Genomic DNA, 11,200 nt, shown 5'->3' on the forward strand with positions numbered 1-11,200 from the left:
ATCATCCACACAAATCTTTAGCGGGGCAAAGCCCCTGGTTGTTTAAGGGAAGTAATAGATTGGAAAAAGTAAAACAGAATAATTATATTTAATCATTGTCTGAAAACGGGGAAGGTTACAACTATAATTGGGTAAAAAAAAACCTAAAAGAATTTTATTTTATAGTTTTCGCATCAGTTGTAGGTTTTCTTTGCATTGCATTTTTGGCAAAAAAAGAAGTCTTGATTGCATTAGTTCCGATAGCTGCAATAACCTTACTTTATTCTCTACCTATTTTTGACAAAAAACGAACTATTTTCAGATTAAGAGAAATACCTTTTCTGAAAATATTTTTGATTGCGTTTGTTTGGTCTTCTTCAACGATACTTTTACCGATCATTCATTCTGGTAATTCGATATATAGGACATCTGTTATAGCAATGATAGTGGAACGATTCTTTTTTGTCTTTGCTATTACAATTCCTTTCGACATAAGAGATATGGAAGCTGATAGAAAGGCTGGTCTCAAAACGATCCCATTGCTAATTAGCGAAAAAAAATCAATAATAATTTCCTTCCTTTCTTTGTTTATCTTCTTTCTCATTTCATTTGTTCATTATCATCAGCTAAAATATTGGTACATCATTTTTCCTTTAGGTATTTCAACTTTAACAACCTTTATCTTTTTAAATTCCGAAAAAATTAGAAATTTGCCTTTCTATCATTACGGCATTTTAGACGGGACAATGTCTTTACAGGGATTGTTGGTTTTAGTGTTCTATTATGTTAAAATAATTTTCATCAAATAATGAGAAACAATCAAATATTAAATAACGGAATTCCGATTTCAATTTCACTAAACCCAGCATTAGAAAGAGAAAATTTCGAACCCAAAAAGCCATATAATAAAAAGCGCTTGTTTACAATTTCAGCTCTTGCAATTTTAATTGCACTTTTGGTAAGTTTAATAGCTAAATTATTGGTTTATCTTATAGATTTAATTACGAACATTGCCTTTTACGGTAATTTTTCAATTGAAAATTCAAGCCCAGCCGACAATACTTATGGATTATTTGTAATTGTTATTCCAGTAATTGGAGGACTTATAGTGGGGCTAATGGCTTTTTATGGTTCAAAAGCTATTCGGGGACACGGCATACCTGAAGCCATGGAACAAATATTAACCAATCAAAGTAAAATTAAGCCTGCTATTACCTATTTAAAGCCAATTTCTGCTGCTATATCTATTGGCACTGGTGGGCCTTTTGGAGCAGAGGGTCCTATTATTGCAACTGGTGGCGCATTGGGTTCTACGCTAGGACAGTTACTAAAAATAACACATAACGAACGCAAAATACTGCTTGCTGCGGGTGCAACAGCAGGTATGGCAGCTATTTTCGGAAGCCCAATTGCAGCAATTTTCTTAGCCATTGAATTGCTATTATTTGAATTCTCTCCGCGTTCAATTATTCCTGTTGCGTTGGCTTGCATAACAGGTGCTGCTGGACATCATTTGTTGTTTGAAGAGGGGGTGGTTTTTCCAATTAATAGTATAATTAAATCCCCATCAAATTCAGCAATCGGGTTTTACTCTATTATGGGTATTGTTATTGGTTTATTATCTGTTTTAGTTACAAAAGTTGTTTATTTAATCGAAGATGGCTTTGAGAAATTACCGATCCATTGGGCTTGGTGGCCTTCAATTGGGGGATTGGCCGTTGGTATTATCGGCTATTTTTTTCCACGTACACTTGGTGTTGGCTACAATAATATTACAGATGTACTTTCAGGAACAGTACCAATACAAATTTTATTTTCGCTTTGTTTAATGAAGTTTATGTCTTGGGCAATTTCATTAGGAAGTGGCACATCAGGTGGCACTCTTGCTCCACTTCTTACAATTGGTGGAGCAACTGGTGCATTACTTGGGAGCCTAATAATTTATTGGTTTCCTACATCTGGAATTACAATTCCATTAGCAGCATTAGTAGGGATGTCGGCTATGTTTGCTGGTGCTTCTCGAGCTTTCCTAACTTCAATTGTATTCGCATTGGAAACAACAGGACAATTCAATGCCTTATTACCATTATTGACCACCTGTACGACGTCTTATCTCATATCCTATTTTATTATGGAAAATACCATTATGACAGAAAAAATTGTACGTAGAGGTGTTAAAACTCCGGATTCTTATGAGCCTAACGTGTTAGAAAAATTGACAGTTGAACAAGTACTTACCGACAATGGAATGATAATAAGCGAAGAAAACAAGATAAAAGAAGTGCGGGAATGGTTGAGTCAAGAGCAGAACAATAAATCAAATTATTTTGTTATTTCCAGTAATGAAGGAGAATACAGAGGAATATTGAGTTCATCAAACCTACTTAGCAATCACCATTGTCAAGAAAATTTAATAGGAACCCTTATCAAACGAAATAACATTTATATACGATTAAATGATACGTTACTAGCTGCTGTTGAAACAATGGCGAAAGAAAATATTGATGTATTGCCAGTTGTTTCAATAGAAAACTTAACTATTATCGGTATTTTATCATATCACGATATTATTGCATCTTATAAGCATAGCATTGACGAACACGACAAAAAACAACCCCACATTTCATTAAAACGAAATGGATTAAAAATATTGTTACGTGGTCAAAAACTGGTAACAGTAATAAAAAGAAAAGGCAAATAACCGACGTAAATTTGGGTTTAACCTTAGTCGGATAATCGTACAAACTTAAACTGCATAGTTCTATTGAAGTTTTATGCTCCAATACTCGCTAGAACTCAAAGCCAGAAACAGTCACATTTTCTAAACTCCTCTTGAAAGGATCAAATATTCAGGTACTTGTCCAGTAAAAATTTCTTGCATTTATTATAAAAAGTTAGAGTTTGGTTTTTAGACAAACAGTCGTTATCTGTAATTTTACAAACAACGCATTTGCATTTAAACGATGAAAAACATACTTGTTATGCTTTTTTCTTTTCAGGGATGAGTGAGTTTTGAGCACGGAACAGTGCTTGAAGCCTAAACCGAGTTACATTATTTTAATTCCACATTGGCAAATTTGGTTTGTTTTCAAATCGTACAATGCTCACAGGAAACCTCAAAAGAGTGAATTATTTTCCCATTAAAATATTAGTGGACATTTTCATCCATTATTAAATTAATACTTATATTTGCTCAGTAAAAAGTAAAGAAATGTTTTCAAAAGCTTGTGAATATGGCATTAGAGCATCAATCTTCATTGCTGAGCAATCGCTTTTAGACAGAAAAGTGAGTTTAAAGGACGTTGCAGAAGCGATAGATTCGCCTGCAGCCTATACTTCCAAAATTTTACAAAAATTATCACGCAATAACATTATTAACTCTGATAAAGGTCCTACTGGTGGCTTCTCAATGGGTAAAAAGGAACTTGAAAAAGTTAAACTCAGTTCAATTGTATTCGCTATTGATGGAGAAAGTATTTACAATGGTTGTGGTTTAGGACTAAAAAAGTGTAATGAAAAAATGCCTTGTCCCGTACACAATCAATTTAAGATGATAAGAGATGAACTTAAAAAGATGCTTGAAACAACAACAGTTCTGTCGTTGGCAGTGGACTACGAAAAGGGATTTTCCTTTTTGAAACGATAAAAAAATTTAATTAAATAGTGGACAATTTTATCCAATATAAATAAAAATGGGAACAAAAAATATATTTAACGAATGGGGAATTATTATAACCCTATTGCTCATTGCCCTACCGATAATTGTGGCTTCTATTTTGGCAATTGTTAAAGCTAAGGCCATTATCAAAAATTACCTCGAAAAAAAAGAGCAGGAGAGGTTCAATAATTATGTAAAGGACTTAACTCCCATAGAAGTTGAAAAACTAGAACAAAGAAAAAGAGCACTTGAATTTGCTTTATCAAATAATGAACTATCAGGGGAAACTACACCTATTGATAATAAAGGTTTAATTGATAATGTTAGTGAAGTTGAAACGCTTCGGTTTATTGAACAAAAGAAAAAAAGTCAACCACGTCCTTATATTGAACCCGAACTCTCCAAACTCATTATATGGTATTTAGGCTGTGCTACATTTTGGTTACTATTTGGAACCACCGTAGGAGAATATTTAGGGATAAAATTTGTTGCTCCTGATGTTGATCATTACAGTTGGTTGAGTTTTGGAAGATTAAGACCTGTGCACACCAATGCTGTTTTTTGGGGATGGGCATCCCTGGCAATGATGGGCTTGGCTTACTATGTAATACCAAGAGTGAGCAATGTGCCAATAGCAAGTATAAGAACAGGATATCGTTCTCTTATACTAATTAATGTTTCCGTGGTATTGGGAAGTTTGTTTTTAATGGCTGGCATAAACAATGGCGGAGGTGAATACAGAGAGTACATTTGGCCCGTAATGGCATTGTTTGGTATTGGAGTCTTCATTTCTTTAAGAAACTTTTTCAAAACCATTGCCAAAAGAACAACCAAAGAAATTTATGTCTCTAACTGGTACATTATTTCAGCAATGATGTTTTTGCTGGTAATAGCAGTTGTTGCCTATTGGCCAAGCTGGCAAACTGGTCTGGGTGAAACCGTTGTACAAGGCTATTATATGCACCAAGGCGTGGGAATGTGGTTTATGCTTTTCAATCTTGGATTGATGTATTATTTTTTACCGCAGCAATTAAACAAGCCTATATATTCTTATAGCTTGGGTATTTTGGCGTTTTGGGCTCAAATTCTTTTCTATACTTTAATTGGGACACATCACTTTATTTTCAGCGCCATTCCCTGGTGGTTGCAAACAGTAGCAATTGTAGGGAGTGCAGGAATGATAATACCGGTTGTTGCAGGAACAACAAATTTCTTGATGACTTTTAAGGGGTCGTGGCATAAACTCTCTGGTAGTTATACGCTTCCGTTCTATTTGATTGGGATCATATTTTATTTCACAGGTTCATTACAAGGAACAGCCGAAGCCTTTCGCTTCACCAATCTTGTTTGGCATTTTACAGATTTTACCGTGGCACATTCACACTTAACAATGTATGGTATTATCTGTTTTATGTTGTGGGGATTTATTTACACCATAGTCCCAAGACTTACTGGTAAAGAACCGCCACAAATAACCGTTGGAGCTCATTTTTGGTTGGCATTAATTGGCTTATTGTTTTACACATTTCCATTAATGTATGGCTCAACTCTAAGGGGGTTGATGTGGATGGAAGGTACAAAATCATTTATTGAAAGTGTCGAACTGATGGCTCCTTATTGGCTATGGCGTGCTATTGGTGGTTCATTAATGTGGCTTTCCCATATTTTGTTTGCCTATAACTTCTATGTGATGGTGAAACGAAAAGATAAAATAACAGTACCGACATCACCAATCGATATTTTAAAGGCGAAACAAGAAATGGATACACAAGCACAAACTAATTAATATATACGAAATGGAATTTTTCGATAATCATAAAAAATTATTCAGAACGGCATTAGGTCTCTTTGTTGGGTTGACGTTAATTGTAGCAATTCGTCCTGCGATCAATAATCAGAATAATAATGCTCCACTGCCCAATTACGAACCACTAAGTGAACAAGCCTACTTGGGTAAAAAAAGTTTTATTGCCAACGGTTGTGTCGCCTGCCATACCCAACAAGTTCGAAATGTGGATATGGATAAAATATGGGGTAACAGACCCGGTATTGCTGCTGATTATGCTGGCATTACAAGAACGGATTTTTGGCGAAACACCGCCACATTAATGGGAACTGAAAGAACAGGCCCCGATTTGACCAATATCGGGGCACGACAACCAAGTATGGCGTGGAATTTATTGCACCTCTATCAACCAAGAGCAGTGGTAGGAAAATCCATAATGCCTGCCTATCCATGGCTGTTCCAGATTAAAAATAAAGTAGGTAAGGATGAAGTGGAAGTAGTTGTACCTGATGCATACAGAAAAGGTATCAATGGAAAAATAATTGCGAGCCAGGAAGCACTCAACTTAGTGGCATACATTCAAAGTCTTAAACAAACACAATTACCTAACGGAAAGGCACCAATGGAATTTTTGTACAAGAAAAAGGAATCACCAACAGGTAAAAAAGGAAGCACGTTAAACCTCCCTGATGGTAAATTATTGTACACTAACAATTGTATGAGTTGTCATCAAGCCAACGGTGAAGGATTAAAAGGCGCATTTCCTCCATTAAAAGGAAGCCCCATTGTGTTAGGTGATAATCTTGAGTTGTACGTGAATATTATAATGTTGGGATACGACCCAAGACCAGAATATGCCACAATGAACGCCGTTGGGACAGATAATAACCTAACACCTGAAGAAGTAACAGCCATTATCAATCACGAAAGAACAAGTTGGGGAAACAATGCAAAAAAGGTAACAACTGAAGAAGTGAAAAAAATAATGGATTTTATAAAAATAACAACTAAAAAATAGAGCAATGAAAGTAACGTCATTTTTAACACTCTTAATTGTATTGCTCTCACAAACCATTATGGCCTGTCCAGTATGCGAAAAACAGCAACCAAAAATCACACAAGGTTTAACCCATGGTGCAGGTCCACAAAGTAATTGGGATTGGGTAATAATAGCCGTCATTACAGTCATCGCGGTTTTAACCCTTATTTATTCAGTAAAATATTTGATTAAACCCGGAGAGAAGAATACCCAACACATTAAACAATCAATCTTAAGTAATTAATGATATGCAAGAAGATAAAAGTAAAATAATACTCTTTGTAGATGATAGTTTAGACCCAATTGCAGAATTAGTTGCACCCGTGCAATTTGAACTAGATACAAGAAAATTAACCGATGGTGAGCACACTTTGAAAATCGTCAGCAAATCACCAACAGGTCGAGAAGGAATTCGCAAGATTAAATTTATTGTTCGCAATGGGCCCGCTATTTCAATCGAAGGAATCAGCGAAAACAGCGTTGTTGATGGCACGGTTCCATTAATGATAAACGCTTACGATAAAGGCAATCAGAAGAAATTTATTATTGAAGGAAGTGAAACACCGCAAAGCGTACCTAATTGGTTGTGGATATTGCTAATTGCTTTTTTGGGATGGGCAGCCTTTTATTTGATTACAAATTTTAGTTTATAATGGAATGGCACTAAAAAACGATATAAAAAATATCAACGACATCAAATTAATGGTGGATACTTTCTATGGAAAAATTCGCAAAGACGAAAAGTTAAAAGATATTTTCAACAATAAAATTGAAGACCGTTGGACAGCACACCTGGAAAAGATGTATCGTTTTTGGCAAACTGTTTTGTTGAACGAACATACTTATTTCGGTAGTCCCTTTCTTCCCCATGCCAAACTTCCTGTAGATGCTACCCATTTTGAACAATGGTTACACATTTTCAATGAAACAGTAGATTCCCTGTTTGAAGGTGAAAAAGCTACAAGAGCCAAGTGGCAAGGACAGAGGATGGCAGAAATGTTCCATTCCAAAATTGAATACTACAGAAATAACTCTGCAACACCATTGATATGATTATTGTGAAAATGCCCATAGCTGTGATCGCAACCTTTCTTTGGATTGGATTTGTTTGTGCCATTAGCTTTATGGAAGCTTGGCTCAAATTTCGTGCACCCAGAATTACATTGCCATTGGGTTTAGGTATTGGACGATTGGTCTTTAACGCACTCAACAAAGTAGAATGGATTTTTGCCTTAGCTATCATCGTCAATATAATTTGGTCAGGCTCCACCGAGCTTTGGAAATGGCAGAATCTATTTATTATTATTCCTTTTACCCTGTTACTTATTCAAACTTTTTGGCTCTTACCCGCACTGGATGCGAGAGCAGAATTGTACATTCAAGGTCAGACCCCTCCATCTTCCAACTTGCATTTCTACTATGTTGGTATGGAGATCATTAAAACAATATGCCTTTCCACTTTTGGTTTAACACTTTTTAAAAACACAGCACTATGAATAAAGACAAATTAATCAATGATATTGATGAAAAATATCAGGAATTAGGAGAAAACTCCGAAACTTACTTGAAAGGATTGCTACACGCCAAACCCATAAATTATTGGGATTATATAGAAGTAGACACACTCTTTTCCTTACAAAAGCCGAGAACTAATTTTAAAGATGAAGAGATCTTCATTATGTATCATCAGGTAACAGAATTATTTCTAAAAATGATGGTTCATGAAATTAAACAACTCGTGTACGAACCTTTTGAAGAAAGAGTTTGGATAGAAAAATTAAATCGCTTGAACAGATACACCAATATGCTCATTTGTTCATTCGATGTAATGAAATACGGAATGGACTATGATGATTACAATACGTTTCGCAGCACCTTAACTCCTGCTAGCGGGTTTCAGTCAGTAACATTTCGTTTGATAGAGATTTATTGTACTCGTCTTGAAAATCTAATAAACGAAGAAGGTCGAAAAAGACTTTCAGACGTCCCTTCTACCGATGAATATTTTGAGCATATCTATTGGAAAGATGCAGGATTAAACAGGAAAACAGGTAAAAAATCGCTGACTCTCCGTCAATTTGAGGAAAAATATTTAGACCGGTTAATTGCTTTAGCAAACAAAACAAAGGGTAAGACAATAGAAGATCAGGTATTGAAAATGGGGAATTGCTCCGAAGCATTAAAAGCGAAACTGAAGGAGTTTGACTATCTGTACAATGTTGCCTGGCCGTTGGTTCATTTAGAAACTGCTCAACACTATCTCGATTTGAAAGGCGAAGGCAAGGCAGCTACAGGTGGAAGCGAATGGAAAAAGTACTTACATCCTAAGTTTCAACAGCGAAGATTTTTCCCAACACTCTGGAGTAATGAAGAAATAACCAATTGGGGGAACAAAATTTAAAAACACATCATTATGAATTTTCAAGAAAACAACATCATAGGAGAATTGGTAGCACAAGACTACCGCGCAGCAGCCGTTTTTAAAAAATATGGCATTGACTTTTGCTGTCAGGGAAACCGAACCATTGAAGACGCTTGCGTTGCTAAAAATTTAGACTCAAAATTGGTTGTAACAGATCTAAACTCCATTAATCAAGTATCCTCAGAGGAAACAACCGACTATAAATCATGGCCAATTGATTTATTGGTAGATTACATTGAGAAAAAACATCATCGTTATGTGGAAGAAAAAACGCAGGAAATAAAACCCTATCTCGATAAAATATGTCGGGTTCACGGAGAACATCATCCGGAATTGTTTGAAATCAATGAGCATTTTACTGCTGCCGCTGGTGAGTTGGCAACACACATGAAAAAAGAAGAGCTTGTTTTATTTCCTTTTGTAAGAAAAATGGCAAAAGCAAAACAAGAAAATACAATACTGGATACACCTCATTTTGGTACTGTAGGAAATCCAATTCAAATGATGATGCATGAACACACCACAGAAGGCGAAAGATTCAGAAAAATAGAAACACTAAGCAATAATTACACTCCACCACAAGATGCCTGCAACACCTATCGGGTAACTTTCGCATTGTTAAAAGAGTTCGAACAGGATCTACACCTACACATTCATTTGGAGAATAACATTCTGTTTCCTAAAGCTATTGAACTTGAAAAACAATTAACAAATGCCTGAACCTATTAAAAGGGAAGATGCACTAAAAGCATTAAGTCGTGATCATCATCACGGTTTATTGCTCTGCTGGAAAATCAGACAAGGTATCAAACGAAGCATTGCAACGGAACGGATAAAAAGTTATGTGGATTGGTTTTGGAACAATCATTTGAGACAACACTTTGAAATAGAAGAAAAACTACTTTTCCCCATTCTCGGCAACCAAAATGAACTAGTTAAGCAAACCCTTGCCGAACACAGAAGATTGAAACGACTTTTTGAAAATGGAAATGACATTCATAAATCCATTAATTTGATTGAAGAAGAACTGGAAAAGCATATTCGTTTTGAAGAACGGGTGTTGTTCAATGAAATTCAAAAAGCAGCAACCAAAGAACAATTGGAACAAATACAACTGTTTCATTCTGATAGCAAATTTGTCGATAATCTCACAGATCCTTTTTGGGAATGACAGGAGACCCTATAATATTCAAAGTAGCAGATAACGATTTATAAGCAACTATTGAAACCAACTCCTGTGACTTTATAAACTTAATGGAGAATCATCCACACCTAATTGTAATCTTTGATTTTACTCTTTTGTTTCGAATTAGTAAAGAGATTTATATGGTTTTAATTTTCATATCAGGTGTTGTGTTATCTGACGTTTCCAGTTGTAAAACATGCTATAAATCTTCTATCAAAAGGTTAGATTTTTCCCCGATTCAAGTCAGAAAAAGATAAGAAATAGCGATTATTCGAGTGTCTTTTTAACTTTTTCAATATCGAAATCAATCAAAGCTGTTGTGGAAACAGAACCTAAACTCTCGAAAAAGGATCGAATAACCAGTAGATTTTGAAGTGTTGCTTTTTCACTTGAAAATGTCAATGGGTGGAGTAGTTTTTTGTACAATTCCGAGTTCGTGATTTGAGTATATGGAATCCCCAAAAATGAATGAAGCGCATCGGCACATTTACTGACGTTCTTTTTGTGCTTCACACCAATTAACTGCGAAATGTAATAAGCAATCAAAACCTGTTGAGAACGGGTGAATTTGGGTGAGTAAGATTGCTGATCTATTGAAAGATTCTCGTCCGAAATTTGTTCTTCTGAACTTTCCTGCTTCTCAAAAAATTCTTTGGTTAGTTCCTTCGTTGCCTGATCCATTGCCAAAAGCAAAACAACCTTCTCATGGCTGTATTTCAACAATCTTTGTTCAGTGTCTATCAATTCTAAAATGGAAATGTTTTTCTCTTCGATCGCTTGAAGATATAGCCAATTCAATTGATATAGCCGGTCCGATATAGATAACTGAATAATCATCGTTTGCTCGATAATCGTTGCTGCCATTTCTTGAATTGTCGAAATACTAGCAAGAGTCAATTCTAAAGAGTTCGTTTCACCCAATTTTTGATGATGTCTGAACGTGGAAACCAATGAATGATAAAACACCGAATAACGTGGAATGTTTTGGTTTTCCAGGAACAACGTACGGGTCTTGTCCTGAAATAGCTTTACAAATTTGACTACTTAAACCTGAAATAACTTGACATTTCAAAATTAACCCTGAAATTGCTTTACACCAAATTTTTTCTTTGTGTAATCTTTCCATCTTT

Annotated in this window: 14 protein-coding genes; 12 read left to right on the plus strand and 2 right to left on the minus strand. The window is 35.4% G+C overall.

The window, feature by feature from the left end; genetic code table 11:
* The first annotated feature begins 95 nt into the window (after positions 1-95).
* The 12 genes from FO442_RS18540 (at position 96) to FO442_RS18595 (ending at position 10,055) form a co-directional block, all read left to right on the plus strand.
* Complete coding sequence (locus FO442_RS18540) at positions 96-788, plus strand: UbiA family prenyltransferase (protein WP_144334714.1); 693 nt, start codon at positions 96-98, stop codon at positions 786-788.
* Complete coding sequence (locus tag FO442_RS18545; protein WP_144334715.1) at positions 788-2,680, plus strand: chloride channel protein; 1,893 nt, start codon at positions 788-790, stop codon at positions 2,678-2,680. Before FO442_RS18540 ends, FO442_RS18545 begins: the two co-directional genes overlap by 1 nt.
* A gap of 510 nt (positions 2,681-3,190) precedes the next feature.
* The gene (locus FO442_RS18550) at positions 3,191-3,625 is read left to right on the plus strand and encodes an RrF2 family transcriptional regulator (protein ID WP_144334716.1); all 435 of its coding nucleotides are present in this window, start codon (positions 3,191-3,193) and stop codon (positions 3,623-3,625) included.
* A gap of 46 nt (positions 3,626-3,671) precedes the next feature.
* The gene (locus FO442_RS18555; RefSeq protein WP_144334717.1) at positions 3,672-5,423 is read left to right on the plus strand and encodes a cbb3-type cytochrome c oxidase subunit I; all 1,752 of its coding nucleotides are present in this window, start codon (positions 3,672-3,674) and stop codon (positions 5,421-5,423) included.
* A gap of 10 nt (positions 5,424-5,433) precedes the next feature.
* The gene (locus tag FO442_RS18560) at positions 5,434-6,441 is read left to right on the plus strand and encodes a cytochrome c (RefSeq protein WP_144334718.1); all 1,008 of its coding nucleotides are present in this window, start codon (positions 5,434-5,436) and stop codon (positions 6,439-6,441) included.
* A gap of 4 nt (positions 6,442-6,445) precedes the next feature.
* The gene (locus tag FO442_RS18565; RefSeq protein ID WP_013687926.1) at positions 6,446-6,706 is read left to right on the plus strand and encodes a hypothetical protein; all 261 of its coding nucleotides are present in this window, start codon (positions 6,446-6,448) and stop codon (positions 6,704-6,706) included.
* A gap of 4 nt (positions 6,707-6,710) precedes the next feature.
* Positions 6,711-7,115, plus strand: coding sequence for a cytochrome C (locus FO442_RS18570; protein WP_144334719.1), 405 nt, complete (start codon positions 6,711-6,713; stop codon positions 7,113-7,115).
* A 4-nt stretch (positions 7,116-7,119) separates the two neighbouring features.
* The gene (locus tag FO442_RS18575; RefSeq protein ID WP_144334720.1) at positions 7,120-7,515 is read left to right on the plus strand and encodes a group III truncated hemoglobin; all 396 of its coding nucleotides are present in this window, start codon (positions 7,120-7,122) and stop codon (positions 7,513-7,515) included.
* Entirely contained in the window at positions 7,512-7,958 is a 447-nt protein-coding gene (locus FO442_RS18580; RefSeq protein ID WP_144334721.1) for a hypothetical protein, read from the plus strand. Before FO442_RS18575 ends, FO442_RS18580 begins: the two co-directional genes overlap by 4 nt.
* A complete protein-coding gene (locus tag FO442_RS18585; RefSeq protein ID WP_144334722.1) occupies positions 7,955-8,863 on the plus strand; it encodes a tryptophan 2,3-dioxygenase family protein in 909 nt (302 codons plus the stop codon). The genes FO442_RS18580 and FO442_RS18585 overlap by 4 nt, the downstream gene beginning before the upstream one ends.
* A 12-nt stretch (positions 8,864-8,875) precedes the next feature.
* Positions 8,876-9,604, plus strand: a complete 729-nt coding sequence (ric, locus tag FO442_RS18590; RefSeq protein ID WP_144334723.1) for an iron-sulfur cluster repair di-iron protein — start codon at positions 8,876-8,878, stop codon at positions 9,602-9,604.
* On the plus strand, positions 9,597-10,055 hold the full coding sequence (locus FO442_RS18595; RefSeq protein ID WP_144334724.1) for a hemerythrin domain-containing protein: 459 nt from the start codon (positions 9,597-9,599) through the stop codon (positions 10,053-10,055). Before ric ends, FO442_RS18595 begins: the two co-directional genes overlap by 8 nt.
* 282 nt (positions 10,056-10,337) lie before the next feature.
* Here the strand turns inward: FO442_RS18595 and FO442_RS18600 are convergent, their stop codons facing one another.
* Positions 10,338-10,934 (minus strand): hypothetical protein, encoded by a 597-nt coding sequence (locus FO442_RS18600; RefSeq protein WP_144334725.1) that lies wholly within the window; start codon positions 10,932-10,934, stop codon positions 10,338-10,340.
* A gap of 49 nt (positions 10,935-10,983) precedes the next feature.
* A partial coding sequence (locus tag FO442_RS18825) for a hypothetical protein (protein ID WP_222102011.1) occupies positions 10,984-11,200 on the minus strand: 217 nt, incomplete at its 5' end.

This window comes from Fluviicola chungangensis (genome assembly GCF_007558725.1).
GTDB classification, from domain to species: Bacteria; Bacteroidota; Bacteroidia; order Flavobacteriales_D; family Crocinitomicaceae; genus Fluviicola; species Fluviicola chungangensis.

Excerpts from the sequence above, each read along its gene's own strand:
- FO442_RS18585 (WP_144334722.1), top strand. The coding sequence starts at position 7,955 with ATGAATAAAGACAAATTAATCAATGATATTGATGAAAAATATCAGGAA.
- FO442_RS18570 (WP_144334719.1), top strand. The coding sequence starts at position 6,711 with ATGCAAGAAGATAAAAGTAAAATAATACTCTTTGTAGATGATAGTTTA.
- FO442_RS18545 (WP_144334715.1), top strand. The coding sequence starts at position 788 with ATGAGAAACAATCAAATATTAAATAACGGAATTCCGATTTCAATTTCA.
- FO442_RS18565 (WP_013687926.1), top strand. The coding sequence starts at position 6,446 with ATGAAAGTAACGTCATTTTTAACACTCTTAATTGTATTGCTCTCACAA.
- ric (WP_144334723.1), top strand. The coding sequence starts at position 8,876 with ATGAATTTTCAAGAAAACAACATCATAGGAGAATTGGTAGCACAAGAC.
- FO442_RS18600 (WP_144334725.1), bottom strand. The coding sequence starts at position 10,934 with ATGGCAGCAACGATTATCGAGCAAACGATGATTATTCAGTTATCTATA.
- FO442_RS18550 (WP_144334716.1), top strand. The coding sequence starts at position 3,191 with ATGTTTTCAAAAGCTTGTGAATATGGCATTAGAGCATCAATCTTCATT.
- FO442_RS18580 (WP_144334721.1), top strand. The coding sequence starts at position 7,512 with ATGATTATTGTGAAAATGCCCATAGCTGTGATCGCAACCTTTCTTTGG.
- FO442_RS18560 (WP_144334718.1), top strand. The coding sequence starts at position 5,434 with ATGGAATTTTTCGATAATCATAAAAAATTATTCAGAACGGCATTAGGT.
- FO442_RS18595 (WP_144334724.1), top strand. The coding sequence starts at position 9,597 with ATGCCTGAACCTATTAAAAGGGAAGATGCACTAAAAGCATTAAGTCGT.
- FO442_RS18555 (WP_144334717.1), top strand. The coding sequence starts at position 3,672 with ATGGGAACAAAAAATATATTTAACGAATGGGGAATTATTATAACCCTA.
- FO442_RS18575 (WP_144334720.1), top strand. The coding sequence starts at position 7,120 with ATGGCACTAAAAAACGATATAAAAAATATCAACGACATCAAATTAATG.